This window comes from Leptobacterium flavescens (assembly GCF_010671605.1).
GTDB classification, from domain to species: domain Bacteria; phylum Bacteroidota; class Bacteroidia; order Flavobacteriales; family Flavobacteriaceae; genus Leptobacterium; species Leptobacterium flavescens.
In genome coordinates, this window is the sequence record NZ_JAABOO010000004.1 from 12,562 (window position 1) to 38,597 (window position 26,036).

The window sequence follows — 26,036 nt, forward strand, 5'->3', positions numbered from 1 at the left end:
ACTATCCAAACCTTATGGAAACTATAGTAATCATCGTGTTTGTTCTTGGTTATTTGGCAATAACCCTCGAACATAATCTGAAAATTGACAAATTGATCCCTGCACTTGCCATGATGGCTTTATTGTGGGCTATTATTGCATTGACTCATATGCCGGTTTTTGAAGTGAATGCCGAATTAAAAGAGCTGGAACCGACCCATCTGGATGAGATCCTGCTCCATCACCTCGGAAAGACGGCCGAGATCCTGGTCTTCCTGCTCGGGGCAATGACAATAGTTGAGATCATTGATTATTTTAACGGTTTTGCGACCATTAAAGGTTTTATAAGGACCAGGAGTAAAAAGAAACTCCTGTGGATCTTTACCATTTTAGGTTTTATCCTGTCTGCTATTATTGATAACCTTACTGCTACTATTGTACTTATTACCATATTACAGAAGGTCATCTCAGACAAAACAGTAAGGCTGTGGTATGCCGGACTTATTATTATTGCAGCAAATGCAGGAGGAGCCTGGTCGCCTATTGGAGACGTTACCACTACCATGCTTTGGATAGATGATAAGGTTACCACGATCCAGCTTATACTTCATGTTCTGTTACCATCGCTAGTATGTTTTGCATTACCAACTATAGTGGCGTCAAGATTAAAACCCTTTAGTGGAAATCTGGAAGAAAGCATAGAAGACGATAATGAGAAGAAATCTAAGTTTGGAGGAACCATGCTTTACCTTGGTTTGGGAGCAATTGTTTTTGTTCCTGTTTTTAAGACCATTACCCATTTACCACCATATGTGGGAATGATGCTGTCTTTAGCATTGGTAGCAACTTTTGCAGAGATCTATAGTGGAACCAAATTCAGTGTTTCTCATGTAGATGAAGAAAGTGACGAAGCTGCACATCATAGCCCGGTACATTCTTCATTATCCAAGATCGAATTACCGAGTATCCTGTTCTTCCTGGGGATCTTAATGGCTGTAGCGGCCCTGGAATCTCTCGGACAGTTATTCCATTTTGCCGAAGGTCTTAATGAAGCTATCCCGAATACAGATATTGTAGTGATGCTGCTTGGAGTTGGTTCGGCAATCATAGATAATGTTCCTCTGGTAGCTGCCAGTATGGGAATGTTCTCGGAGGGTATTGATAATCCGCTATGGCATTTTATCGCATATTCTGCCGGAACGGGTGGTAGTATGCTAATCATCGGTTCTGCTGCCGGAGTTGTAGCTATGGGAATGGAAAAAATAGACTTTTTCTGGTACCTTAGAAAAATCACCTGGCTGGCATTTATAGGATTTGCTGCCGGAGCCGTTGCTTTTATATTACTCAGAGATTTTGTACTGATATAATTTAATCCCCAATCTGTCGTTATTAATAAAACTTTTGACCAATAGCTATGTTATTATTACAAGAAGAAGCACAAGAGTTGCTTGAAACACTTCCTGAAGAGAAAACACTTTCCGTAGCCGACCTTATCGTTAATGGTGGTACGGGAAGTATGATTATTATCGGAATATTGTTCGTGCTGTTATTTGTGGCACTTTATATTTATTTTGAACGTACTTTTGCCATTAAGGCAGCGTCAAAGATCGATAAGAATTTTATGAATCAGATCAGGGATCATGTATCTTCCGGAAAACTGGAAGCTGCTAAGATCCTGTGTGCTCAAACAGATTCTCCTGTGGCCAGGCTTACCGAAAAAGGGATCTCCCGTATCGGAAAACCCCTTGACGATATCAATAAGGCCATTGAGAATGCAGGAACACTTGAAGTGTATAAACTGGAGCGAAATGTTAGTATTCTGGCAACAGTAGCCGGAGCAGCTCCTATGATCGGGTTCCTCGGAACAGTAATTGGTATGATTTTAGCTTTCCATCAAATGGCAAGCAGTGGAGGACAGGCGGAAATGGGTTCTCTGGCATCAGGGATCTATACCGCAATGACTACTACGGTAGCCGGTCTGGTGGTTGGTATTATCGCCTATATCGGATATAACCACCTGGTGGTTAGAACGGATAAAGTAGTTCACCAGATGGAAGCAAATGCTGTGGAATTCCTGGATTTACTTAACGAACCTGCTTAATGCATCTCTATGAAATTAAAAGGTAGAAATAAGGTATCTCCCGAATTCAGCATGTCATCCATGACAGATATAGTATTTCTGTTACTGGTTTTCTTTATGCTGACTGCCAATTCGCCCAATGCATTGGACCTTTTGCTACCAAAAGCCAAAGGAAAATCGACCAATACGCAGAATGTGGCCGTAAGTATAAATAGAAACCTGGATTATTATATAGACAGTCAAAAGGTTAATCCGGAATTTCTGGAGATCGAATTAAAAAGAAAATTAAAAGGAGTAGATAAGCCTACGATCATTTTAAGAGCTGAAGAGAGCGTACCTATTGAAAAAGCGGTAAACGTTATGGATATAGCAAAGCAAAACGACTTTAAAGTGATCCTGGCAGTAAGACCTAACTAAATGTCATTTTTAGATACAAGACATAAGAAGAAATCATTTACGTTAACTACGGTATTGTTAACGGCACTGATCATTCTGTTGTTTTATTTCGGTCTTAAGTATCTCGATCCACCGCCGGAAAGCGGAATATCTGTAAACTTCGGAACTACCAACTTCGGTAGTGGAAAAGTACAGCCCAAGGAAAAAATAAGGTCCAAGCCTATTCCCAAACCTATTCAGGAAGAAACCAAAAAGGAAGAAGTCCAGGAAGAAGAGGTAAAACCTGAAGAAGTTGCAGAACCGGAAAAGGTAGAGGAAAAAGCAGAAGATGTGCTTACGGAGGATAATGAAGAATCCATCCGTATTAAAAAACAGAAAGAGGCACAGCGGAAAGCGGAAGAGGAAGCCAGAAAAGCAAAAGCTGAGGCAGAGAGGAAAGAAAGAGAAAAGAGAGAAGCTGAGGAGCGATTAAAGCGGGAGCAGGATGCCAAAAGAAAAAAACTCGATCAGTTAATGGGCGGGTTAAATAAATCTGATGGCGATGCTACCGGTAGTGAAGGAGACGATAACAGACCGGGCGATAAAGGAAATCCTGATGGAGATCCGTATGCCAGTAGTTATTACGGAACTCCCGGAAGCGGAGGAGGTGGCGTAGGTTACGGCCTCAACGGTCGCTCTCTGGTGAGTAGAGGAAAAGTACAGCAGGAATGTAATGAGTCAGGAACGGTTGTAGTTAAAATAGAAGTAGACAAATCTGGAAAAGTAATAAATGCGGTCCCCGGAGTTCGGGGAACTACCAATAATCATCCCTGCCTTTTGGAGCCTGCTAAAAGAACTGCTTTTATGCATAAGTGGAATTTCGATTCCAAAGCTCCTTCACGTCAGATAGGTTTTGTTGTCGTGAACTTTAAGCTGGGAGAATAAACTTCATTTACCCCATGAACTATCAGGAAACTATTAATTGGATGTTTGGCAGGTTACCTATGTACCAACGTCAGGGAAAAACTGCTTTTAAAGCAAAACTGGATGGTATCCAGGGATTTTCTACCTACCTGAAGCATCCCGAAAAGAAATTCAAATCAATTCACGTGGCGGGAACCAACGGAAAAGGTTCTACCAGCCATATGATAGCCTCTGTCCTGCAGGAAGCAGGCTATAAGGTAGGTTTGTATACTTCTCCGCATTTAAAGGACTTCAGGGAACGGATAAAGATAAACGGGAAGGAGATACCCGAGGATTTTGTAGTGAACTTTATTAAGGATCACAAAGAGTTCCTGGAGCAGCATGAACTTTCCTTTTTTGAAATGACTGTCGGGATGGCCTTCGATTATTTTGTAGAAGAGGAGATCGATATTGCTATCATTGAAGTGGGGCTTGGCGGTCGCCTGGATTCTACCAATATCATTATGCCGGAATTATCGGTTATTACCAATATAGGGATGGACCATATAGATCTGCTTGGAGATGACCTCTCTCAGATTGCCCTGGAAAAAGCGGGTATTATTAAGCACAGGACCCCTGTGGTCATTGGAGAATATCATCAGGAGACGTTCCCGGTATTTGATGAGGTGTCCAGTATAAATGAAGCTATGATGATCCTGGCAGAGGATATCGAAAAAGAAAGCTATCCGACAGATCTTACAGGGAAGTATCAGCAAATGAACAGCAGGACTGCAGTAGCTGCGATCCGTCAACTGGAAGGATTTACCATTTCGGATGATCATATAAAAGAAGGGCTTCTTCACGTAGTCAGGAATACAGGACTTATGGGAAGGTGGCAGTTATTGAGTATGCAACCCAAGGTTATTTGCGATACAGCACATAATAAAGAAGGCCTGAAATGGGTGATGCAGCAGCTGGAAGAAGAATCCAGAGAAGAGCTTCATGTGGTTTTGGGAGTAGTAGGTGATAAAAACCTGGAAGATATCCTTCCGTTATTCCCGAAAAATGCAAAATATTATTTCTGTACACCGGATATTCCAAGAGGACTTAAGGCAGTAATTTTAAAAGAAAATGCATCGGTTTTTAAGCTGGAAGGAAGTGTATTTGATTCGGTTGCAGAGGCTTATGAAAACGCCTTGAAAAACGCGGCAAAAGAAGACCTGATCTATATCGGAGGAAGCACTTTTACAGTAGCCGAAATTCTTTGATTTTTTTTGCTTTTTATTTTGGTTGATTGAAAAACTGTCCTATATTTGCATCCGCAATCACGCAAGAAGGGCGATTAGCTCAGTTGGTTTAGAGCACCTGCCTTACAAGCAGGGGGTCGTAGGTTCGAATCCTACATCGCCCACATCACAAAATCCCGTTAGAAAACTAACGGGATTTTTTTATGCCCGAACCGCAGGTTTAGCTGCAGGGTGAAGGGCATAAAAAGTCCAGGCAAACAAGGTTTGCCCTGGGATTTTGGATGAGCATTGCTCCTCCCAATGGTAAGGATCTATGCTTTACACTTCACCACGCTTCCAGTCGCAACGAAATTAGCAGTAATGTGAAAAGTCAGTTGACTAACCAAAATAAGTATTTACTCATTTAAACTTTTTTAAAGATTAACTAAATTAGATTTGAATTTTAAACAGAGGATTTTGAAAAAATCAATGAAACATATTTTTCTGATCATATTTATTTTCGTGTTTTTGGGTTGTGATTCCAAAAACGGTAATGCGAGTTCAAAAATTTGGAATGAGAATCCAAAGAAAGAGGTTAAGAAAAAACTAAGTGGAAAAGAAATTGCGGTTGAATTGGAAAAATTAGATTATTTCAACTTAACTGACGAATCTGAATTGGATGTAGTTAAGACTGGCTTTGAAAAATCGTACACGGATTTGAATTTCTTTCAAGGACCAATGAGAGAAGAAACATTTAGTTTTATGGATTATCGCTATCATTGGGTGGATTGTGAAGAGCTTTTTGAGATAGGTGGATTGATAAAATATTTAAATCAAATCAAACCGACCTTCGAAAAACTTGGACTCGAATTAGAATTCGGCAACGAAAAGAGTGAGCAAAGTGAAAATAGCTGGAAGCACACCATCGAATTGAATGGAATTGAATATATAGCATTTGATGGACAGTTTTCTGACCTTGATTGGGGAATTGCCTATATTAATTTCATAGAGATGTTGAACGCTGAGCTAAGGAGACAAAATTCAAACGAGCAGTTTTATCCAATAAATTGTGGTAATGATGGAATGTTTGTTTTGTTAACACTAAAACAACTCAACTTTATAAATTGGAATTATCCAATTGACGATGAACATCCTACTACATTGAGTGCTTGGAAAGCTAAAAATGGATTATAAGAACTGCTACTAATCATGGCTGAAATGTTGTAACCTATTAAATTACCAACACTGTAACAAATCATCAATCACATTGTCTTTAACACTGAATATCTAAAGTCAATATGCGATGAAAAACTTCTTCTTTTACCTCTCTATTCTGCTGACTCTTACCAATTGCTCCAACCAATCGGAAAAAGATAAAAAGCTCTTGGAGGAAAGAATTCTTAGGCTTGAGAATGGCCTCCAGCCCAATCTTCAAATACATAAAGACAGTATACAGGAAATACAGCATTTTAATATTGAAGACAGGATGAAAGAATTAGGGGTTAATGGGTTGAGTATTGCAGTAATTAATAATGGAGTTATAGAGTGGGCTAAAGGCTATGGGGTTACAGATACCACTGAAAATCGAAAAGTGACTACTGAGACCATGTTCCTGGCAGGATCCATTAGTAAACCTGTGGCTGCTACAAGAGCCCTTCAGCTTTATGAAAACGGAGCTCTTGATTTGGATGCCAATGTTAATGACTATTTGGTGAACTGGAAATTACCCGATAATGAGTTTACATTGGAGGAAAAAGTTACAACACGCAGGATATTGGACCACTCTGCAGGTTTAACTGTATGGGGATTTCCGGGCTATGAAAGAGGAGAAGATATTCCCAGTACTCCTGAGATTTTAGATGGTAAAGGAAATACAGATTCTGTTCGTGTCTACAAAAAACCTGGAGAAAGTTGGCGGTATTCCGGAGGTGGTTATACCATAATGCAACAAATGATAGCCGATATTGAAGAAAGACAATTTCATGATGTTATGCAGGAGCATGTGCTGGATCCATTGGGAATGACAAAAAGTACATACGAAAATCCACTTCCTGAAAAGTACCACGATCTTGCAGCAACAGGATATTATACTGACGGATCTCAGGTGAATGGAAAATGGCATGTATATCCGGAAATGGCAGCAGCAGGATTATGGACAACTCCTTCTCAATTGGTGATATGGGCAAAAGAGATTATGGAAGTTTACCAATCACAGGAAGATGGATTAATAAAGGCTAAAACAGCAAATGAAATGCTCACACTCAGCACAGATAATTACGGTTTGGGGATTGTTGTTGAGGACCACACCTTTGTTCATTCTGGAGCAGATGCAGGTTTTAGAGCTCAGCTAGTAGGTTGGAAAGATCATCCTGTAGCTTATGTAATAATGGTAAATTCAGAGAACAGCGGTGCTATTTTTAGAGAAGTGTTACTAAGTATTGTTAAAGAATACGAGTTACCCGGAGTAGAGCCCAGGACCAGGATCATTAGAGAGCAAACTACAGATAAACTCAAACAATTTGAAGGTACATACGATTTTCCGGAACGTGGTGTTGCAACGCTAAGCGTGAATGAAAATGGGGATGGATTACAGTTTACAGGAGGTCCTTTTGAAGATAGGATAATACATTTACTCCCGGAGGAAGACTTTAAATTCTTTAATAAAAATTCGGGGGTTTATTATACTTTCCGGCATAATGGAGATGAAATTACAGGAGTTGAATTTTCTATTCTGGAAGGCAAAAGGGTTAAATAGGTTTCTTAAATTAAAACAATATTATAAAACTCCACACCTGGTGAAGAACCACTCAGGAAAGTACCTCTTGGTTATAATATTTTACAATATCAGGAATAGATACTAGCGCATTAAGGGGTTAGTTTTTACTTAAAAAAGCACTATTTTTATGTTAAACAGAATGAGGATATGGAATTTTCACTATATCCAATAGTTGTATGTCATTAACAAAACAGGTGTTTAAAGTGAAAACAGTTGAAGTCAAAAAAGGACAGATCTTACAGCACGCAGGAGACACAGGCAGTTTGGTTTATGAGGTTGTTTCGGGATTGCTGAGGAGTTATACTATAGACCAGAAAGGAAAAGAACATATATTTATGTTTGCGCCGGAGGGCTGGATTATTGCTGATGCAGTTCAAACGAACGAACCTTGTGAGTTTTTTATTGAAGCACTTGAAGATTCAACCATAATAATTAGAGATAAAGACCTTGGTCAAGCAACATCAAATATACAGGCGATCGCTAAACGTATGTTGGTTCTTCAAAGACGTGTTATTATGTTAATGAGCTATTCTGGTTTACAACGCTACGAGCATTTTATACGAACATATCCCGATTTAACTCAGCGAGTTCCTCAAAGAATGATTGCTTCTTACCTAGGCATAACACCTGAAGCCCTAAGTAAGGCTAAAGGAGATAAAATCCGATCTTCATCGTAATCCTTAATATTTATTAATGCACAGGACTGAGGTCCAAAATACTTTTGTCTTATTAATAATTAATAAAACAGAAGTCATGAAAGCATATATGCTAGCATTTGTAAGAGTAAACGATTTAGAAACTTTTAACCGGGAGTATATTGAGAAAGCTGTCCCGATAGTCGAACGTCACGGAGGGATAACAGTGGCAGTTGATGAAAATCCGTCTACTATTGAAGGAACTGTGCCTGGTGGACGTGTTGTAATTGTTGAATTCGATTCAAAACAAGCTGCGGAGAATTTTTACAATGATCCCGATTACCAGCCAATTAAGGCATGGCGTCAACAGGTTAGTGAGAGTGATTCAATCATTTTTGAAAAGGGTTTCTAATCTGGAAACGGTATACAATATTGTATAAATTAATGACGGTTTGGGTGTTATCCCGAACCGTTTTTGCTTAAAAAAAGTACTATTTTTATACCTGTATAATTAATCATATTTAGAAATATAAAACTGCTATTTCAGGTAACGGCATTCTTTACCTGGATGGTTCCCAAACCCAAAGAAAAGGAGTTAAAATTGATGTGGAGGTAAAACCAACAATAAACGTGCTTAGGCAGGGAAGAGATGAAGTCCTGGAAAAAGCAATTGAGTTACTGTCCGAATAAATAGGAGGCTTTATATTCTGACCGAGATAGAAAAGAGGTTGTAATAGATATGTAGCTATATTTGATAATCAAATACAATTGCAGGAATTAATGTCAAAATCAAGGATAAATTTTATAAGAAGATCTCTTCTCTTATTAATGATCTTAATCGTTTTTCAAGGATGTGTATCCGATAAAAAAACATCATACAGCTTTGAGTCTGAAATTTTAAAGCTCAAACAACTGGATAAAAACCTCTTTACACACATCTCCTATTTGAAGACTGATGATTTCGGAAAAGTAGCCTGTAACGGAATGGTGTATTTTAATAAGGATGAAGCCATCGTTTTTGATACGCCTACAGATGATGAAGGTTCTGCAGAACTGATAAAATGGATTGAAGAAAAACAGAAAAAGAAGATCAAAGCAATTGTGGTCACCCATTTTCATAATGATTGCCTGGGCGGGTTAAGGCAATTCCATAATGAAGGAATAAGATCCTATGCCAGTAATAAAACCATAAGCACGCTAAAGAATAATAAGGAAGAAGTATTGCCCCAACAAGGTTTTGATGAAAAGTTGGAAATCGAAATCGATAATAAAGTTGCTTATGCAAGATTCTATGGAGAAGGCCATACCAAAGACAATGTGGTGGGTTATATCCCTGATAAAAAAGCACTGTTTGGTGGCTGCCTGATCAAATCCATGAAAGCAGGTAAAGGCTACCTGGGTGATGCCAATACAGCCGAATGGTCGGAAACCGTTAGCAGAATCCGAAAAGAAATACCCGATCTGAAAGTTATCATTCCCGGTCACGGCAACAGCGGAGGGACAGAACTACTGGATTATACCATTCAAATGTTTGAGGAATATTAAGCTTTTTACCAGACCGGATAGCTCACAATGGTCTTGTTAACCACATTATATCCTTAAATTCACGATTACATTTTACGTAAAACTAATGTTAAACTACTCACGGTATTTGTTTATAATTGATATATCAATTATTTTTGTATCAAATAATAATATATGGATTTACCTTCACCCTCTGCAACAGTCTTTCATGCTATTGAAAGCACCATAAAAGAATACAGAAAGTTTTCGCAAAAAAAACTCTCGAATGCAGTTAGTGATATGACAATAGATCAGGGACTCGTACTGGCATTTCTGGACAGATATCCCGAAATGTCACAAAAGGAAATAGCGGCACTGGCCTTTAAAGACAATGCCTCCATGACCCGTATGATCAACTTAATGGTAAAAAAGGAATATTTAGAGCGATCGATCAACAAATTAAACCGAAGGAGGTATAAACTCGAAATAACTCCCAAAGGTAAAAATGTCCTTAAAACTTTAACTCCTATTGTTCTCGACAACAGAGAAAAGGCCCTGGAAGGAGTAACAGAAGAAGAATTAATTCAGTTAGAAGCAACCTTAAAAAAAATAAAGTCAAATTGTAATAAACCTTAAAATGAAAAAAATCAATTCATCAATCATCATCTTATTTTCATTACTTCTCTGGTCAAGCGGGAACTTATCAGCCCAGGAGAACAATACCGGCCTGAGTTTAAAACAAGCGATCGTTATTGACTCTATCGGGAGCATACTTCAGTCGAATTATGTCTTTCCTGATGTGGCGGATAAAATGGTCTCAAAAATGAAGAACAGCCTGAAAAACGGATTGTATAAGTCGATTAAAGACCCCCGGAAACTTGCAGATAAACTCACCGAGGACCTCAGATCTATCAGTCATGACAAACACCTTCGGGTTATATATGATCCTGCAAGGGTTGAGGCCCGGAAAGCGGTAAGAACAGCTCAGGACAGTATTGAATTTATGGAAAGAAGAGTGAACAGAATGAAGCGCGAGAATTTCGGTTTTAAAGAAGCGAAGATCCTGGATGGCAATATAGGCTATCTGAACCTTAAGGCTTTTATGGACCCTCAGTATGCCGGAGAAACCGCTGTGGCAACCATGAATTTTTTAAGCAATACGGATGCTTTAATTATAGATCTCAGGCAAAACGGAGGGGGATCTCCGAAAATGATCCAGTTAATCACCAGCTATTTATACGGACCTGATCCGGTACACCTGAATAATTTTTACTGGAGACCGACAGATACTCATACACAGACCTGGACCTTACCGCATGTAAGCGGAAAAAGAAATCCCGATGTACCGGTGTATGTCCTGACCAGCGATTATACTTTTTCTGCTGCCGAGGAATTCAGTTATAATCTGAAAAACCTTAAGAGAGCTACCCTGATCGGAGAAACTACCGGTGGAGGAGCACATCCCGGAGGGGTTGTTAATGCTTTGGAAGGGTTTATGGTATGGGTGCCTTCCGGAAGAGCGATCAACCCGGTTACCAATAGCAATTGGGAAGGAACGGGAGTTACTCCTCATATTAAAGTTTCATCGGACCAGGCCCTACAGCTTGCGCAAATAAAAGCCCTGGAGCACTTATCTGAAAAAGCCAAAGATCCTGAGGCAAAATTCGCATACGACTGGAGTTTAAAAGCTCAGAAAGCCATGATGGAACCGGTAAATGTAGAACAAAGTATTCTCCGGTCTTACACAGGTAAATACGGAGAGCGCCAACTTAGTTTTGAGAATGGAAAATTGTATTACAAAAGAGGCTCCGGAAAAAAACATAAGCTTACACCTCTTAGTCAAAATGAGTTTATGGTAGAGGGGATACCTTACTTCAGGCTGAGGTTCTTATCGGAAGATAAGCAGGTGGTGGCTGTTGAAGGACTCTACGATAACGGCAGAAAAGATAAAGACCAAAAAATAAAATAACCATTTATAGGGTCTTATGTGAAAAAGGAATCCATTCAGGGTTCCTTTTTTTTATTTGTAAAAGATTTTTCTGCATTATTGAAAATAATATTTTAGCTTCCAGTATCCGAATCTGCAGAAGATGAAAAAACAAACAGTTGGGAGGAAGTTGGGTAAAATGCATTATGTGCATCGGTCTGCCGTTTCCTATTTGGCGAAAGAGCAACGGGGAACCCTGACTAAAGCCCTGCAATTAATACCGGAAGATACCGAATGGAACCTGGCTAAAGTCTCCCTTTTAAATGATAGCGTATCACTATTGTATTACAAAGGCTTCGATACCGAGCTCTTTCCGGTCCTGACCTCTTCTCTTATCATAAAGTTGGATAAAAAAGAGGTGAAAAGTATTGATTATGAAAAAAGAGAGAACCCTCCGGTACTCCACAGAAAAGAACTCTTCCTGCCTCCGGATGACCCCAGGATTGGGGAACTTGCCGCTGTTACATGCTTTTGCGAAGAAAAAGGTCTTTTTAAACAGGCTTCTTATATCGGTACGATAAGGAAATGGGAACAACGGTTAAAAGAGTATAACTACAAGGTGGAAGGGATGAGAATAGTGCTGATTGGGGATTAAAAGAGAAATAGGAAGAATCCGATTAGGAATTCTTTGGAGGTTTGATGAAATAAACAATGAGATTTGTCATATTTTAAAATGCGAAAACAAGGTACTTTTGCCGGCTAATTTAACCGGAAGTTATGACAAGTACAGGCAGGATAGAGTTGATGGCGCCGGCAGGGAATTTTGAATCTCTTCAGGCAGCAATAGATAACGGAGCCGATTCTGTTTATTTTGGAGTAGATCAGTTGAATATGCGTGCCCGGGCAAGCATTAATTTTACTATTGAGGACCTGCCCGAAATAGCACGCCGTTGCACGGAGAAGAACGTACGCACTTATCTTACTTTAAATACCATTATTTACGATCATGATCTGTCTATTATAAAAACACTTCTGGATGCTGCTAAAGCTGCCGATCTTACTGCGGTAATAGCTATGGACCAGGCGGTAATTGCCTATGCCAGGCAAATAGGAATGGAAGTACATATCTCTACTCAGATCAATATTACCAATATCGAGACGGTAAAGTTCTATTCGCTTTTTGCCGATACCATGGTAATGAGCAGGGAGTTGAGCCTGAGACAGGTGAAGAAGATCTGCGAACAGATCGAAAAAGAACAGATCAAGGGGCCTTCCGGGAATTTGGTGGAGATCGAGATCTTCGGACACGGTGCCCTTTGTATGGCAGTCTCCGGAAAATGTTATCTGAGTTTGCATTCTCATAATTCGTCTGCAAACAGAGGGGCCTGCAAGCAGAACTGCAGAAAGAAATACAGTGTTGTTGATCAGGAGACCGGTTTTGAAATGGAACTGGATAACGAATACATTATGTCGCCTAAGGACCTGTGTACATTGGATATCCTGGACCAGGTAATAGATACGGGGGCAAAAGTACTGAAGATAGAGGGTAGGGGCAGGGCTCCGGAATATGTGGCAAAGGTTATCAAAACCTACAGAGAGGCCATTGATGCTTATGAAGAAGGAGCCTACACCGAAGAAAAGGTGGGGCTGTGGATGGAAGAACTCAAAAAGGTGTACAACCGGGGTTTCTGGAATGGTTATTACCTGGGGCAGAAACTGGGTGAATGGAGTGATGGCCCGGGATCTAAAGCTACACAAAAGAAGGTGTATGTCGGTAAAGGAGTTCATTTCTTTCCAAAACCGGGAATTGCAGAATTTAAAATTGAAGCCTACGACATTAAACTGGGAGATACGATCCTGATCACCGGCCCGACTACAGGTGTGGAGGAATTCGAATTAAAGGAGATGATGGTCAATGACGAACACCTGGAAATGGCCCAGAAAGGAGATTCCTGTACCATCCCGACCGGGTTCCGTGTGCGTCCTTCCGATAAATTGTATAAAATAGTTCAGGAGTAATGGTGGTTGTAACTCTTCAGCGTAATAAATGTATAGGCTGCAACTACTGTGTGGAAGTGGCTCCCGGGCAATTCCGGATGTCCAAAAAAGACGGGAAATCAGTATTGCTGCACGCTACCGAGAAAAAGGATTTTCACACTTTAAAATCTCCCGATAATACCATTTTTGATGCCTGTTCTCAGGCGGAAAAAGCATGCCCGGTAAAGATCATTACTTCCAAAATGGTCTGATCGATCCTTCGTTTTATCAACCCTAATTAACATAAATCCCGCAATTTGTGAGGATTAAAGCATTTTTTTAACGATCCGCTTTTTAATTAATTTCTATATTACATCAGAATTTAAAAAAGTGTTATGAAAAAACTGGCCTTGCACTGGAAGATCCTGATAGGAATGGTATTGGGTATTATTATCGGATTGATCTTTGCAAAACTGGATTGGGGTCCGCAATTTATCAAGGAATGGGTAAAACCCTTCGGACAGATATTCATTAATTTACTGAAGCTTATCGCCATTCCGCTGGTGATCGTTTCCCTGGCCAAAGGGATTACGGATCTGCGAGATCTGGCAGCGCTGTCACGGATAGGAGGAAGGACCATCCTTATTTATCTGATGACCACGGTTACCGCGGTGATATTGGGGTTGTTTCTCGTGAATTATTTTCAACCCGGTTCTAATGTAAGCCCGGAAACACTTACAGAATTGTCTAAGGATTATACTTCGGATATGAGCAGGAGGCTGGATGTGGTGGAAAGCCAGGAGCGAAAAGGACCACTTAGTTTTTTAGTAGGCCTGGTGCCCTCTAATGTGATTGGAGCGGCAGGAAATAATGCCAATATGCTTCAGATTATTTTTGTGACCGTGTTTTTCAGTATCAGTCTGTTGTTGCTTCCTGCAGATCGTCAGAAACCTATGAAAAAGTTAATAGATGCAGGAAATACAGTAATGATGAAAACAGTAGATGTCATTATGCTGTTTGCGCCCTATGCGGTACTGGCGTTGCTTGCCTCTCTTATAGTAGAAACTACGAATGGAGAGTTGTTTGTAGCTTTACTCAGCTATTCCGCATTGCTTATGTTCGGAATGCTGATATTGGTACTACTCTATGCACTGATCGTTAAATTATTTACCAAAAAGCCTTTCGGTTTTTTCCTGAAAGGAATGTTCCCGGCCCAATTGGTGGCCCTGAGTACGAGTTCCAGTATGGCTACCCTTCCGGTAACCATGGAATGTGTGGAAGATAACCTGGGAGTGGAAAAGGAGATCAGTAGTTTTGTGTGTCCTGTCGGGGCAACGATCAATATGGATGGTTCCAGCCTGATGCAGGCCATTGCTGCTGTTTTTGTCTGTCAGGTGCTTGGACATGATCTCAGTATTGCCGATCAGCTGACTATTGTCCTGACCGGTACCCTGGCCTCCATAGGAGCCGCCGCAGCACCGAGTGCAGGAATTATTATGCTGGTGATCGTTCTGGAATCTGTAGGTTTCCCATCGGAAAAGCTAGCAGTGGCCCTGGCCATGATCCTTTCGGTAGACAGGCCTCTGGATATGGGGAGAACGGTAGTAAATATTTCGGGCGATGGTTTTGTGTCTGTTCTGGTAGCTAAGTCGCTTGGGAAATTAAAGAAAATAAAAGCTTAAAAATACGAACATGTCTGGATCTAAGAGAGTAGGTTTTACTGCCATGAAAGAAGGAACAGCGGAGGATTTCAAGATCATTGCTGCCAACGATCGGGAAACGGCAGGAGAATTACCCGAACGGCTGATAGAGCATCTGAGGGAAATGGCTCATGATGATGGAGCTTACCGGATAAGCAGGTTGGACCATGTACTTCAGTGTGCTACCCGTGCCTATAGAGACGGGGCTGAGGAAGATTGGGTGATCGCTGCGCTCTTTCACGATATCGGGGATGTGCTTGCACCTTTTACACACGGACAGGTGGCGGCAGAGATCATCAGGCCTTTTGTAAAAGAAGAAGTAGCCTGGGTGGTACGTAATCACGGAACTTTTCAAATGCACTATAATAAAAGTCTTTCAGAAGAAGAGCGCAGGAGCAGGGATAAGTTTAAGGATCATCCTTATTATCAGCTGGCAGTTGATTTCTGTGAAAAATGGGATCAGAACTCCTTCGATCCGGCCTATCCGACCGAAAGACTGGAATTTTTTATCCCGCTGATCAAAAAAGTATTCGGAAGACAGCCTTTTTCCAGCTGAGAACGAGCTTAAAAGAACTACTAAAGTATATCTAAAATACGCTCCAGGGCCATCCCTCTCGATCCTTTAATGAGGATAGTTGAATTGTCGGGAACCCTGTCCTTCATAAAATCCCTGAGTTCCTCGTAGCTTTTAAACTTCCTTAAAGAAGTATTTGTATCAAAGAAATTGACCCCGACCAGGAAAACTTCTGTGTTTTCCAGTTTTTCGGCCATCTCGGCTATCTTTTGATGCTCTTCTGCTGCAGAACTCCCCAGTTCGAACATATCGCCCAGCAAGGCTGTTTTTTTAGTTCCCGACAATCCTGAAAAATTCTCCAGGGCAGCATTCATACTGCTGGGATTAGCATTGTATGCGTCCAGGATGATTTTGTTGGAATTCTTATTGATGATCTGTGAACGGTTATTCTGAGGAGTATAGGACTCTATGGCCGCTTTGATCTCCGGCAGGGGAATATCGAAGTAAGTCCCTATACAAACGGCAAGGGCAATATTGTTGTAATTATAACTCCCGATAAGGTGAGATTCGATTATTTCGTCTCTCACTTCCAGTTTTACAAAAGGATCCGCACTCAGAAGAGAAATATGAACATCGGCCTGACCTCTGTGATCAAAACCAAATTTTCTGGAAATGTCTTTTAGTTTTTCACTTTGGATGGGATCGTCGTTATTGTAGAATACAAAACCGTTTTCATTTATTAAATGATCGTACAGCTCGCTTTTTCCACGGATCACACCTTCCACACCTCCAAAGCCTTCCAGGTGTGCTTTCCCGAAATTGGTGATACAGCCGTAATTGGGTTCGGCAATACCGCATAGAAATTCAATTTCTTTCTGATGATTCGCACCCATCTCCACAATCCCGAATTCCGTAGTCTTGTCCATAGACAATAGGGTAAGAGGTACTCCGATATGGTTATTCAGATTACCCAGAGTGGCCGTAGTTTTGAATTTTCTGGAAAGTACGGAATTGATAAGCTCTTTGGTGGTGGTCTTACCGTTACTTCCGGTAAGGCTCAATATTGGGATGCCCAGGTGTTTTCTGTGAAAATTTGCAAGTTGTTGTAAAGCGGTCAGAACATCATCAACAAGCAGGATCCTGTCTGAGGTCTTATACTCGGCTTCATCGATCACAGCATAAGAAGCTCCTTTCTCCAAAGCCTGCCTGGCAAAGGTATTACCGTTAAAATTCTCGCCTTTAAGCGCAAAAAAGATGGTGTTTTCCTCTATCTTCCTGCTATCTGTCGATATGGATCTTTTTTCGAGAAAAAGAGAATGTAATCCTTCTGTATTCATAGAGCTAAAAGTATAAAAAAAAGCCCTGACGTATCAGAGCTTTTTTTAAATATTTTATCGCAATTTTATCCTCTCGGACTCTTTCTTTTCTTGGCTTTGGAACCTACTCTGGACATGGCGCATCTAAATCCTATGTAATCTGTTGCCATATACTGAGGAAGGTATCTTCTCTGTGCCGGATCTAACCAGTATGCACGATCTCTCCAGGAACCACCTTTATACACTCGAACCTCGTCATCAATTAATGTCGTTCTGGCTTTCTGATCGTACTCTCTTACCAGGTTTCCTAATGAATCCCTGCTTACCTTGTGCTTAGGAGAGTTATACATACGCTTGGTATCCTGAGACTCATCTTCTTCGTCAGCAAATCTGTCGAAGTATCTTGTAGAGCTGTAATCTCCGTCTCTGAATCCTCTGTTATCACTCTGAGAGAAGTTAGGACGTAAATAAGCATCTTCTTTAGTGATCGCTACAGTTGCAAGCTCTCCCGGAAGGTCTCTGGCTACAATTCTACCGTTTGGCAGGGTATCGTAAACAATAGAATCTCCCGAAACGATAGCTACCTTACCGTCTTTTCCGATAGAGGTCTTTGTATAAACGTTTCCTCTATAGTAGTTAAAGTCGTTTGCTTCGTCATCTACTATAGGACGATATACATCGGCAACCCACTCGGCAACGTTTCCTGCCATATCGTAAAGACCAAGATCATTTGGAGGATAGGACTTTACCTGAGCGGTAATATCTGCACCGTCATCAGACCATCCTGCAATTCCACCGTAATCTCCTTTTCCTTGCTTAAAGTTAGCAAGCTGGTCTCCTCTGGAAACTCTTTTTCCGGAACGGGTATATTCTCCTTTCCACGGGTATTTCTTTCTACCTCTGTAGTTGTTGTATTCTCTTTGTCCTGCCTGAGCCTGAGCTGCATACTCCCATTCTGCTTCTGTAGGTAGTCTGTAGTCCGGAAGAATGATACCGCTGGTCTGCTTGGCAAAGACATTAGTTGAATCGTTTTTAGAACGTGCTTTCCCCTGTAAGGAATCTATTTGCCCGCTATAGGTAGCACTCGGATTCTGTAAATATGCTCTGGTACTAAACCCGCTTCCTTCAACATCACCTTCAAGTACGGCATATTTTGTTCCTGATTCTATATAACCTTCTCTTTCGAGTACCGCCTCGTTTACACGGTCAGTACGCCATTCACTGAACTGAACCGCCTGTACCCAGTTTACCCCTACTACAGGATATTCTGCATAAGCCGGATGGCGCAGGTAATTGTTGGTCATTACTTCATTATACCCTAAACGGTTTCTCCATACAAGGGTATCCGGTAATGCACCATTATATATGTTCTTGTATCTTGGGTTTTCCGGTGGATATACTTTTTTAAGGTAATCCAGGTATTCCAGATACATTACATTAGTAACTTCTGTTTCATCCATGTAAAAGGATTGCACGTGTTGTTGTGTAGGTGTATTGTTCCAATCGTGCATGATGTCGTCTTGTACCCTTCCTTTTGTAAAGGTACCCCCTTCAACAAAAACAAGTCCCGGAGCCGTTTCCTGTTCTTTGAAGCTCGTGTTGTATTGAAAACCACCGTCTTTGTCGTTGATTTTCCAGCCCGTTGCTCTGGATGTGTTCTTGGAAGTAGATTTTTTACATCCTACTACGGTTGCGGCTACCATCACGAATAGCAATAGCTTTCTAATTGAATTAATTTTCATAGAATTAAGATTTGAGTGTCTAAATTTGCGACGCAATATAGCAATTAACAGCATAATTTCAACTTTTTCACCTGAAATCTATAGCAAACGCTCTTTAATCAGGACGAATAACATGCTAAGAACGCTAATTTTTGCACTTTATTATCCTTGATTTAAAAAATAAGACCGCATTTTAGTTAAAGCCCTCTTTTTAAAATAATATAGTTTACTCCCGATCGTTTAGTAAACAAAAAGTAGATCAGTGGCATCAAATGGAAATTGATCGAGAATTGAAGTTAAGATGCTTGCAGGAAAAAAAGAAAAAGATATATTTACACAAGAAAATTGTTAAAAAATCGTTAACCTAATTATTGTATTCTCGGGATTCTGTAAAGAATCCTGCGAAAATGATGATTTAAGTTACAGTCTAAATCTAAATTCTTACATGAAAAAAATACTATTTTCATTTGTTTTGCTTGCTTTGGTAATAAATCAAGCCCGGGCTCAGGAAGAGCAATCCAGAGTAATAACCACAGCTGTTCCCTTTTTGCTTATTGCAGGTGATGCAAGAGCATCAGGAACAGGAGATGTTGGAGTTGCTACTTCGCCTGATGCTTACTCGCAGCAATGGAACCCGGCAAAATATGTTTTTGCAAAGAAGCAGATAGGAATAGGAGTGAGTTATACGCCTTTCCTGGCCGAACTTGTAAATGATATTTCTTTATTACAGGCTAATTTTTACAAAAGAAACGAAAGAAGTGCCTTTGCGTTTAGTCTTCGTTATTTCGGTTTGGGGGAAATCGAACTTAGACAAAATGCCAACGATCCCGGAGAGATCGTAAAGCCTAATGAGTTTGCTTTTGACGGATCCTATTCCCTGAAATTAAGTGATCGCTTTTCCATGGCGGTAGCCGGACGTTATATACGCTCGAACCTGAGATTACAACAGGTAGATGCCAATGCACAGGCGGGAACCACTTTTGCAGTGGACGTTGCAGGATACTATCAATCTGAAGAGATTGCCTATAATAATTTTGACGGAAGATGGAGATTCGGATTCAATATATCCAATATAGGTCCCAAGATCAGTTATGACGAAGGTGGACAGGAAAACTTTATCCCTACCAACCTGAAATTCGGAGGTGGTTTTGATTTTATTTTTGATGAATCGAACAAACTGGCCATTTCTACAGAATTCAATAAACTACTGGTACCTACTCCGCGGGATTTTGACAACGACGGAGATATCGATGCCGAAGACAATGAGGAATATCAGAATATCAGCTTCTTTAGCGGTATTTTCGAATCCTTTGGGGATGCTCCCGATGGTTTTAGTGAAGAATTAAAGGAATTTACATGGGCTTTAGGTGCAGAGTATGTATATCAGGATGCCTTTGCCTTAAGAGCAGGTTACTTTAACGAAAGTGAAGATAAAGGGGCAAGAAAATTCTTTACCCTTGGTGCAGGTTTTCAGTTTAAAGCCGCTACTATAGATGTTTCTTATCTGTTCTCTTCATCAAGTGTTAGGAATCCTTTAGAAAATACTTTAAGATTTTCTCTTACCTTTAACCTCGGAAACGATTTTCTCGAGTTTTAAAATTATAGATGAAAGAACTTAAAATAACAACTTCTTTTACCGTTTATGAGCAGTTGGAAGAATTACCGGAAGAGATACTTTCGCTAATGCAAAAAGCGGTAGAGTCAAGACAAAAAGCTTATGCTCCTTATTCTGAATTCAGAGTGGGAGCAGCTTTGCTTTTAGACAATGGGGAAGTAGTACTGGGAAACAACCAGGAAAACGCCTGCTATCCCTCCGGTCTGTGTGCAGAGAGAGTTGCTATATACCATGCCGGAGCCATATACCCGGATGCCAGGATCACCGCAATAGCTATTACTGCGAGCTCAGATAATTATGAGGTAAAAGATCCGGCACCTCCTTGCGGTGCCTGCCGTCAGTCGATTGCAGAATACGAAATAAAACAGAAACAACCCATCCCGATCTACTTTATGGGAAAAAGCGGAAAGATACTCAAATCGGATTCGGTAAAAAATTTACTTCCGCTTACCTTCGACAGTTCTTTTCTGTAAGGACTTTTGCCTTTCAAACCCTTATTCTATCAACGCTTTTAAAATTTTAACAAAAATAGATTATAAAAATCTGTATTCGTTTTTTCACTTTTATTTAAAGTGTTACTTTTGTTATTCGTGTTTTTAAATAATGAATTGATTAACCTTTGTTTTGGCCGGTAAGGTGTGATTTTTATACAGTTGAAAATCACTGGATTGGCGGGAACAACATCTAGCACCTAAACAAAATTGTAGATGAAAAAAGTTACTAAAGAGGTTTACCTTAAATGGTATGAAGATATGCTCTTCTGGAGGAAGTTTGAAGATAAGTTGGCGGCTGTGTATATCCAGCAGAAAGTAAGAGGGTTTCTTCACCTGTACAACGGACAGGAAGCCGTACTGGCCGGTTCTCTTCACGCAATGGACCTTTCCAAAGATAAAATGATCACCGCTTACCGTAACCACGTTCAACCTATCGGAATGGGAGTAGACCCCAGAAAGGTAATGGCTGAGCTTTACGGAAAAGCAACGGGAACATCTCAGGGACTGGGAGGATCCATGCACATCTTTGCACCCGAAAACGGATTTTACGGGGGGCACGGGATCGTAGGAGGACAAATACCTTTAGGTGCCGGACTGGCTTTTGCCGATAAATTTTTCAACAGAGATGCCGTAACCCTTACTTATATGGGAGACGGGGCAACCAGACAAGGATCGTTACACGAAACCTTTAATCTGGCTATGTTGTGGAAACTACCTGTTGTTTTTATTGTTGAAAATAACGGTTATGCGATGGGAACCTCGGTAGAGCGTACAGCTAATCATACGGAAATATGGAAACTCGGACTCGGTTATGAAATGCCATGTGGTCCGGTAGACGGGATGAATCCTGTTAAAGTAGCCGAAGCCGTTAGCGAAGCGGTAGAAAGAGCAAGAAGCGGAGGTGGACCTACTTTCCTCGAAATGAAGACCTATCGTTACAGAGGACATTCTATGTCTGATGCACAGCACTACAGAACCAAGGAAGAGGTTGAAGAATACAAGAAAATAGACCCGATCACTCAGGTACTGGATATTATTAAAAAAGAAAAATACGCTACGGATGAAGAGATCGCAGTGATCGATCAGCGAGTGAAGGATCTGGTAAAAGAATGCGAGAAGTTTGCAGAAGATTCGCCATATCCGGAAAAGAATGTCATGTATGACGTAGTATACGAGCAAGAAGATTATCCATTTTTACCTCATAAATTATAAATATCATGGCAGAGATCGTAAATATGCCGAGATTAAGCGACACCATGGAAGAAGGTGTGGTGGCAAAATGGTTAAAAAAAGTTGGAGATAAAGTAGAAGAAGGTGATATCCTTGCCGAGATCGAAACCGATAAAGCAACGATGGAATTCGAATCCTTTCACGAAGGAACTTTATTATATATAGGAGTTCAGGAAGGTGACGGAGCTCCGGTAGATACACTTTTGGCAATTATAGGAGCTGAAGGAGAAGATATTTCCGGGCTTTTGAACGGAGGAGCATCTGCCGAAGCACCCAAGGAAGAAGCAGCTCCTGCTGCGGAAGCCAAGGAAGAGCCTAAGGCTGCACCTCAGAAAGCGGCAGTAATACCCGAAGGTGTTGAGGTTGTGAAAATGCCTCGTTTAAGTGATACCATGGAAGAAGGAACCGTTGCCAGCTGGTTAAAGAAAGTCGGAGATACGGTAGAAGAAGGTGATATCCTTGCCGAGATCGAGACCGATAAGGCCACGATGGAATTCGAATCTTTCTATGCGGGAACCCTTTTACATATAGGAATTGAAGAAGGAGGAACAGCTCCGGTAGATGATGTACTGGCTATTATTGGCCCTGCAGGCACAGATGTAAATGCTGTATTGGCTGCAGTTAATTCCGGAGGAACCAGTAGTCCGGCAGTTGCAGAAGAAAAAAAAGAAGAAGCACCGAAAAAAGAAACAGCGGCAGTAGCACATTCAGGTGGTGGTGGAACAGGAAGTAGTAGCGGAGGAAGGATCTTTGCCTCTCCTCTGGCTAAAAAGATAGCTGCCGAAAAAGGAATAGATCTTTCTCAGGTAACCGGTAGCGGAGAAAACGGAAGGATCGTTAAGAAGGATGTAGAGAACTTTACACCGAAAGCACAACCTGCAGCAGCACCTGCAACGGAAGCACCTAAAACAGAAACGGCCAAGCCGGCTGCCTATGTGGCTCCTTTTGTACCTGCAGGAGAAGAAAGCTTTGAGGATGTTAAGAATTCCCAGATGAGAAAGGTGATTGCCAAGCGTTTGGGAGAATCCAAATTTACAGCACCTCACTATTACCTTACTATCGAAGTAAATATGGATAATGCAATGGCTTCCAGAAGTCAGATCAACGCATTGCCGGATACCAAAGTGTCCTTTAACGATATGGTGGTAAAAGCATGTGCCATGGCACTTAAGAAACATCCGCAGGTAAACACTACCTGGAACGGAGATTCTACAAGATACAACCACCATGTAAATATTGGTGTGGCGGTTGCAGTAGATGAAGGCCTGGTAGTACCTGTACTGCGCTTTACAGATCAGATGAGCCTGACCCAGATAGGGGCACAGGTTAAGGATCTTGCAGGAAAAGCCAGAAACAAAAGGATCACTCCGCAGGAGATGGAAGGAAGTACTTTTACGGTTTCCAACCTGGGAATGTTCGGGATCGTAGAATTCACCTCAATTATCAATCAGCCTAATTCGGCTATCCTTTCTGTGGGGACCATTGTTCAGAAACCTGTGGTTAAGGACGGACAGATTGTAGTGGGGAATACGATGAAAGTTACACTGGCGTGTGATCACAGAACAGTAGATGGTGCCACAGGGGCTCAGTTTTTACAAACCCTGAAAGCTTATCTGGAAAACCCGGTAACCATGCTGGCCTAAGAATGATTATCTAAAAGTTAATTCATATATAAAGCATCCTGTTTATCGGGATGCTTTTTTTATCTTTAAGCGTTTTAATAACCAATAAAATTATACCCATGAAAAAAATATTTCTCCTTTTGTTGATAGCGGTTGTCGGATGTAAATCTACCGATGTGGCAGTTTCCGACTCTGCAAACAATGCGGTTAAACAAGGATCGAATAAAGCCGTTGCGAATTTCTCCAAGGAATCCTCGGTAAAAGCAATTATGGAATTTCTGGCTTCGGATAAATTAAGCGGACGGGATACAGGTTCTGAAGGAATTGAGGAAGCTGCTGCTTTTATTGAAGGCAAATTCAAAGCAGCCGGAATAAAGCCATACTTCGATACCTACAGGGATAATTTTGAGGTAAAGGGAACAAAGGCTTTTAATGTAGTGGGGTATCTTGAAGGGAACGATCCTCAGCTTAAAAACGAATTTATCGTTATCGGAGCACATTACGATCATATCGGAAAAGGTAAGGAAGTAAATGGCGATGTTATTGCCAACGGAGCCAATGATAATGCTTCCGGTACTACGGCAGTTTTGGAACTGGCTTCTTATTTCGGTAAGAAAAAAGGAAATAAAAGGAGTATCATTTTTGCGCTTTTCTCTGCGGAGGAAAAAGGTTTACTCGGATCTAAACACCTGGCTAAAAAATTAAAAAATGAAGGTTTAAACCTGTATTCGATGGTTAACTTTGAAATGATCGGAGTGCCTATGGTCGGAAAAGATTACCTGGCCTATGTAACCGGTTATAAAAAATCGAATATGGCCGATGAATTCAATAAGTATGCAGGTAAGAAACTAATAGGTTTCCTTCCTACGGCTGAAGGCTATAACTTGTTTCAGCGTTCCGATAACTACCCGTTTCACGCAGAATTCAACGTGCCTTCTCAGACCGTATGTACTTTCGACTTTACCAACTTCAATCACTATCACCAGGTAGGCGATGAAGCTTCCTTAATGGATTTTAAGCATATGGCACATGTTATCAATGAAATGATCCCCGTATTGGAAGGGATGGATGCCGAAAAGACCAAAACAATCCGTTATAATTAATAAATAGACCTAAGTGAAGAATATTATTGTTACCGGGGCCAGCAGAGGGATAGGTTTTGAGCTGGTAAAACAGCTTGCAGATGCCGGACATAAGGTACTGGCACTCTCCAGAAATGATAAACCCGTTAATGAACTGAACCATCCTAATATCAATTGCTTTTCCTTTGATATCTGTGATCCGGAGGATATTGCGAAACTAAAAGATTTTATCGATCAGCAATGGAAGCAGGTAGATATCCTGATCAACAATGCAGGAAGGTTATTGTACAAAGCTTTTGATCAGATAAGCCCGGCAGAATTTGAGGAGGTGTACAGAGTGAATGTTTTTGGGGTGGCCGAACTTACAAGGCAGTTGCTTCCCTATATTCCTCAGAGCGGGCATGTAGTAAACATAAGCAGTATGGGAGGAGTACAGGGCAGTGTTAAGTTTGCAGGCCTGGCAGCCTACAGCTCATCCAAAGGGGCATTAATAACGCTTACCGAACTCCTTGCAGAAGAGTATAAGGAAACCGGCCCGGCTTTTAATGTACTGGCCCTGGGAGCCGTTCAGACCGAAATGCTGGAGGGGGCTTTCCCCGATTATAAAGCCCCGCTGAGCGCAGAAGAAATGGCAAATTATATTTTTGATTTCGCATTGAACGGAAATAAGTACTATAACGGAAAGCTACTGCAGGTTTCCAATAGTACGCCTTAATCTTTCAGCTCAATGCAGGAGATCCTTTATAAATACCTTCCGGAAAGAGCTGTAAACCCCAGCTTCGAACTGATAAAGACAAACCGGGTCCATCTGAAGATCGTTGACGACAGGGTAACCAGGCATGGCGATTACAGAAGAATGCCGGACGGAATGCATCAGATAACCGTTAATGCTTCCCTGAATAAATACAAGTTTCTCATCACCCTGGTGCATGAGATAGCTCATTTGGTGGCTTTTGAAAGATATGGTCGCCACATTAAACCTCACGGCTCCGAATGGAAAATGACCTTTCAGTTGCTGATGTTACCTTTTATCAATCCGGAAATATTCCCTTCGGATCTTCTGCCTTTGGTGGCCAGTCATTTCAGAAACCCGAAAGCCAGTAGCGATACCGATGCGGTCCTTGCACTGGCACTAAAACAATATGATCCTGAAAATGATAAAAATTATATCTTTGAGATACCCCCTGGCAGTTTGTTCCGGCTTTACAACGGGAAAATATTTAAAATGGGAAATAAGCGGGTAAAACGCTATGAATGCATGGAAGTATCTACAGGTAAAATTTATTTATTTAACCCCAATGCTGAGGTAGAGCTTTTAAAAGTAGAAGATCATTAGTAAAAACCAAACAAACTAAACAGTT

The 26,036-nt window shown here is 41.0% G+C and carries 26 protein-coding genes and 1 tRNA gene; 25 read left to right on the forward strand and 2 right to left on the reverse strand.

Annotated elements, in window-relative coordinates:
* Positions 1-14: 14 nt before the first annotated feature.
* The 18 genes from nhaD (at position 15) to GWK08_RS16200 (ending at position 15,637) form a co-directional block, all read left to right on the forward strand.
* Positions 15-1,346, forward strand: coding sequence for a sodium:proton antiporter NhaD (gene nhaD, locus GWK08_RS16115; RefSeq protein WP_163608287.1), 1,332 nt, complete (start codon positions 15-17; stop codon positions 1,344-1,346).
* Positions 1,347-1,393: 47 nt separating this feature from the next.
* Entirely contained in the window at positions 1,394-2,080 is a 687-nt protein-coding gene (locus GWK08_RS16120; RefSeq protein ID WP_163608288.1) for a MotA/TolQ/ExbB proton channel family protein, read from the forward strand.
* A 9-nt stretch (positions 2,081-2,089) separates the two neighbouring features.
* The gene (locus GWK08_RS16125; RefSeq protein WP_163608289.1) at positions 2,090-2,476 is read left to right on the forward strand and encodes an ExbD/TolR family protein; all 387 of its coding nucleotides are present in this window, start codon (positions 2,090-2,092) and stop codon (positions 2,474-2,476) included.
* A complete protein-coding gene (locus GWK08_RS16130) occupies positions 2,477-3,379 on the forward strand; it encodes an energy transducer TonB (RefSeq protein ID WP_163608290.1) in 903 nt (300 codons plus the stop codon).
* 14 nt (positions 3,380-3,393) lie between these two features.
* Positions 3,394-4,605: a bifunctional folylpolyglutamate synthase/dihydrofolate synthase gene (locus GWK08_RS16135; protein ID WP_163608291.1), complete on the forward strand. Its 1,212-nt coding sequence runs from the start codon at positions 3,394-3,396 to the stop codon at positions 4,603-4,605.
* A 68-nt stretch (positions 4,606-4,673) separates the two neighbouring features.
* A tRNA-Val gene (locus tag GWK08_RS16140) sits at positions 4,674-4,748 on the forward strand.
* Between the two features lie 292 nt (positions 4,749-5,040).
* On the forward strand, positions 5,041-5,757 hold the full coding sequence (locus GWK08_RS16145) for a hypothetical protein (protein ID WP_239524941.1): 717 nt from the start codon (positions 5,041-5,043) through the stop codon (positions 5,755-5,757).
* A gap of 109 nt (positions 5,758-5,866) precedes the next feature.
* On the forward strand, positions 5,867-7,318 hold the full coding sequence (locus tag GWK08_RS16150; RefSeq protein ID WP_163608292.1) for a serine hydrolase: 1,452 nt from the start codon (positions 5,867-5,869) through the stop codon (positions 7,316-7,318).
* A gap of 197 nt (positions 7,319-7,515) precedes the next feature.
* Positions 7,516-8,016 (forward strand): Crp/Fnr family transcriptional regulator, encoded by a 501-nt coding sequence (locus GWK08_RS16155; RefSeq protein WP_204336087.1) that lies wholly within the window; start codon positions 7,516-7,518, stop codon positions 8,014-8,016.
* 76 nt (positions 8,017-8,092) lie between these two features.
* Positions 8,093-8,386 (forward strand): DUF1330 domain-containing protein, encoded by a 294-nt coding sequence (locus GWK08_RS16160; protein WP_163608293.1) that lies wholly within the window; start codon positions 8,093-8,095, stop codon positions 8,384-8,386.
* 368 nt (positions 8,387-8,754) lie between these two features.
* Positions 8,755-9,519: a subclass B1 metallo-beta-lactamase gene (bla, locus tag GWK08_RS16165; protein ID WP_163608294.1), complete on the forward strand. Its 765-nt coding sequence runs from the start codon at positions 8,755-8,757 to the stop codon at positions 9,517-9,519.
* 153 nt (positions 9,520-9,672) lie between these two features.
* Positions 9,673-10,113, forward strand: coding sequence for a MarR family winged helix-turn-helix transcriptional regulator (locus tag GWK08_RS16170; RefSeq protein ID WP_163608295.1), 441 nt, complete (start codon positions 9,673-9,675; stop codon positions 10,111-10,113).
* A 1-nt stretch (position 10,114) separates the two neighbouring features.
* Positions 10,115-11,446, forward strand: coding sequence for a S41 family peptidase (locus GWK08_RS16175; protein ID WP_163608296.1), 1,332 nt, complete (start codon positions 10,115-10,117; stop codon positions 11,444-11,446).
* 121 nt (positions 11,447-11,567) lie between these two features.
* A complete protein-coding gene (locus tag GWK08_RS16180; protein WP_163608297.1) occupies positions 11,568-12,059 on the forward strand; it encodes a class I SAM-dependent methyltransferase in 492 nt (163 codons plus the stop codon).
* A gap of 122 nt (positions 12,060-12,181) precedes the next feature.
* Positions 12,182-13,423, forward strand: coding sequence for a peptidase U32 family protein (locus GWK08_RS16185; protein ID WP_163608298.1), 1,242 nt, complete (start codon positions 12,182-12,184; stop codon positions 13,421-13,423).
* Positions 13,423-13,653 (forward strand): ferredoxin, encoded by a 231-nt coding sequence (locus tag GWK08_RS16190; protein ID WP_163608299.1) that lies wholly within the window; start codon positions 13,423-13,425, stop codon positions 13,651-13,653. The genes GWK08_RS16185 and GWK08_RS16190 overlap by 1 nt, the downstream gene beginning before the upstream one ends.
* Positions 13,654-13,776: 123 nt before the next feature.
* Positions 13,777-15,063 (forward strand): dicarboxylate/amino acid:cation symporter, encoded by a 1,287-nt coding sequence (locus GWK08_RS16195; RefSeq protein ID WP_163608300.1) that lies wholly within the window; start codon positions 13,777-13,779, stop codon positions 15,061-15,063.
* Positions 15,064-15,073: 10 nt separating this feature from the next.
* A complete protein-coding gene (locus GWK08_RS16200; RefSeq protein ID WP_163608301.1) occupies positions 15,074-15,637 on the forward strand; it encodes an HD domain-containing protein in 564 nt (187 codons plus the stop codon).
* A 20-nt stretch (positions 15,638-15,657) separates the two neighbouring features.
* On the opposite strand, the gene GWK08_RS16205 is transcribed toward GWK08_RS16200, so the two are convergent.
* Together GWK08_RS16205 and gldJ are read right to left on the reverse strand one after the other, a co-directional pair.
* Complete coding sequence (locus GWK08_RS16205; protein WP_163608302.1) at positions 15,658-16,932, reverse strand: UDP-N-acetylmuramoyl-tripeptide--D-alanyl-D-alanine ligase; 1,275 nt, start codon at positions 16,930-16,932, stop codon at positions 15,658-15,660.
* A 65-nt stretch (positions 16,933-16,997) separates the two neighbouring features.
* On the reverse strand, positions 16,998-18,653 hold the full coding sequence (gene gldJ, locus GWK08_RS16210; RefSeq protein WP_163608303.1) for a gliding motility lipoprotein GldJ: 1,656 nt from the start codon (positions 18,651-18,653) through the stop codon (positions 16,998-17,000).
* 424 nt (positions 18,654-19,077) lie between these two features.
* Here gldJ and porV point away from each other — a divergent pair, with 424 nt between their 5' ends.
* The 7 genes from porV to GWK08_RS16245 all read left to right on the forward strand — a co-directional run bounded on the left by porV (position 19,078) and on the right by GWK08_RS16245 (position 26,011).
* Positions 19,078-20,229 (forward strand): type IX secretion system outer membrane channel protein PorV, encoded by a 1,152-nt coding sequence (gene porV / locus GWK08_RS16215; protein WP_163608304.1) that lies wholly within the window; start codon positions 19,078-19,080, stop codon positions 20,227-20,229.
* An 8-nt stretch (positions 20,230-20,237) separates the two neighbouring features.
* The gene (gene cdd / locus GWK08_RS16220; protein WP_163608305.1) at positions 20,238-20,720 is read left to right on the forward strand and encodes a cytidine deaminase; all 483 of its coding nucleotides are present in this window, start codon (positions 20,238-20,240) and stop codon (positions 20,718-20,720) included.
* A gap of 234 nt (positions 20,721-20,954) precedes the next feature.
* On the forward strand, positions 20,955-21,953 hold the full coding sequence (gene pdhA / locus GWK08_RS16225) for a pyruvate dehydrogenase (acetyl-transferring) E1 component subunit alpha (RefSeq protein ID WP_163608306.1): 999 nt from the start codon (positions 20,955-20,957) through the stop codon (positions 21,951-21,953).
* 5 nt (positions 21,954-21,958) lie between these two features.
* On the forward strand, positions 21,959-23,614 hold the full coding sequence (locus GWK08_RS16230) for a pyruvate dehydrogenase complex dihydrolipoamide acetyltransferase (RefSeq protein WP_163608307.1): 1,656 nt from the start codon (positions 21,959-21,961) through the stop codon (positions 23,612-23,614).
* Positions 23,615-23,712: 98 nt separating this feature from the next.
* Positions 23,713-24,696 carry a M28 family metallopeptidase gene (locus GWK08_RS16235; protein WP_163608308.1) on the forward strand — a complete coding sequence of 328 codons (984 nt, stop codon included), beginning with the start codon at positions 23,713-23,715 and terminating at the stop codon, positions 24,694-24,696.
* A gap of 13 nt (positions 24,697-24,709) precedes the next feature.
* The gene (locus tag GWK08_RS16240; protein WP_163608309.1) at positions 24,710-25,390 is read left to right on the forward strand and encodes an SDR family NAD(P)-dependent oxidoreductase; all 681 of its coding nucleotides are present in this window, start codon (positions 24,710-24,712) and stop codon (positions 25,388-25,390) included.
* Positions 25,391-25,402: 12 nt separating this feature from the next.
* On the forward strand, positions 25,403-26,011 hold the full coding sequence (locus tag GWK08_RS16245) for a SprT-like domain-containing protein (RefSeq protein ID WP_163608310.1): 609 nt from the start codon (positions 25,403-25,405) through the stop codon (positions 26,009-26,011).
* Positions 26,012-26,036: the final 25 nt, after the last annotated feature.

What these genes read in the sequence shown, in the direction of transcription:
- nhaD (WP_163608287.1), top strand. Translation starts at nt 15, where the DNA reads ATGGAAACTATAGTAATCATCGTGTTTGTTCTTGGTTATTTGGCAATA.
- GWK08_RS16120 (WP_163608288.1), top strand. Translation starts at nt 1,394, where the DNA reads ATGTTATTATTACAAGAAGAAGCACAAGAGTTGCTTGAAACACTTCCT.
- GWK08_RS16125 (WP_163608289.1), top strand. Translation starts at nt 2,090, where the DNA reads ATGAAATTAAAAGGTAGAAATAAGGTATCTCCCGAATTCAGCATGTCA.
- GWK08_RS16130 (WP_163608290.1), top strand. Translation starts at nt 2,477, where the DNA reads ATGTCATTTTTAGATACAAGACATAAGAAGAAATCATTTACGTTAACT.
- GWK08_RS16135 (WP_163608291.1), top strand. Translation starts at nt 3,394, where the DNA reads ATGAACTATCAGGAAACTATTAATTGGATGTTTGGCAGGTTACCTATG.
- GWK08_RS16150 (WP_163608292.1), top strand. Translation starts at nt 5,867, where the DNA reads ATGAAAAACTTCTTCTTTTACCTCTCTATTCTGCTGACTCTTACCAAT.
- GWK08_RS16155 (WP_204336087.1), top strand. Translation starts at nt 7,516, where the DNA reads ATGTCATTAACAAAACAGGTGTTTAAAGTGAAAACAGTTGAAGTCAAA.
- GWK08_RS16160 (WP_163608293.1), top strand. Translation starts at nt 8,093, where the DNA reads ATGAAAGCATATATGCTAGCATTTGTAAGAGTAAACGATTTAGAAACT.
- bla (WP_163608294.1), top strand. Translation starts at nt 8,755, where the DNA reads ATGTCAAAATCAAGGATAAATTTTATAAGAAGATCTCTTCTCTTATTA.
- GWK08_RS16170 (WP_163608295.1), top strand. Translation starts at nt 9,673, where the DNA reads ATGGATTTACCTTCACCCTCTGCAACAGTCTTTCATGCTATTGAAAGC.
- GWK08_RS16175 (WP_163608296.1), top strand. Translation starts at nt 10,115, where the DNA reads ATGAAAAAAATCAATTCATCAATCATCATCTTATTTTCATTACTTCTC.
- GWK08_RS16180 (WP_163608297.1), top strand. Translation starts at nt 11,568, where the DNA reads ATGAAAAAACAAACAGTTGGGAGGAAGTTGGGTAAAATGCATTATGTG.
- GWK08_RS16185 (WP_163608298.1), top strand. Translation starts at nt 12,182, where the DNA reads ATGACAAGTACAGGCAGGATAGAGTTGATGGCGCCGGCAGGGAATTTT.
- GWK08_RS16190 (WP_163608299.1), top strand. Translation starts at nt 13,423, where the DNA reads ATGGTGGTTGTAACTCTTCAGCGTAATAAATGTATAGGCTGCAACTAC.
- GWK08_RS16195 (WP_163608300.1), top strand. Translation starts at nt 13,777, where the DNA reads ATGAAAAAACTGGCCTTGCACTGGAAGATCCTGATAGGAATGGTATTG.
- GWK08_RS16200 (WP_163608301.1), top strand. Translation starts at nt 15,074, where the DNA reads ATGTCTGGATCTAAGAGAGTAGGTTTTACTGCCATGAAAGAAGGAACA.
- GWK08_RS16205 (WP_163608302.1), bottom strand. Translation starts at nt 16,932, where the DNA reads ATGAATACAGAAGGATTACATTCTCTTTTTCTCGAAAAAAGATCCATA.
- gldJ (WP_163608303.1), bottom strand. Translation starts at nt 18,653, where the DNA reads ATGAAAATTAATTCAATTAGAAAGCTATTGCTATTCGTGATGGTAGCC.
- porV (WP_163608304.1), top strand. Translation starts at nt 19,078, where the DNA reads ATGAAAAAAATACTATTTTCATTTGTTTTGCTTGCTTTGGTAATAAAT.
- cdd (WP_163608305.1), top strand. Translation starts at nt 20,238, where the DNA reads ATGAAAGAACTTAAAATAACAACTTCTTTTACCGTTTATGAGCAGTTG.
- pdhA (WP_163608306.1), top strand. Translation starts at nt 20,955, where the DNA reads ATGAAAAAAGTTACTAAAGAGGTTTACCTTAAATGGTATGAAGATATG.
- GWK08_RS16230 (WP_163608307.1), top strand. Translation starts at nt 21,959, where the DNA reads ATGGCAGAGATCGTAAATATGCCGAGATTAAGCGACACCATGGAAGAA.
- GWK08_RS16235 (WP_163608308.1), top strand. Translation starts at nt 23,713, where the DNA reads ATGAAAAAAATATTTCTCCTTTTGTTGATAGCGGTTGTCGGATGTAAA.
- GWK08_RS16245 (WP_163608310.1), top strand. Translation starts at nt 25,403, where the DNA reads ATGCAGGAGATCCTTTATAAATACCTTCCGGAAAGAGCTGTAAACCCC.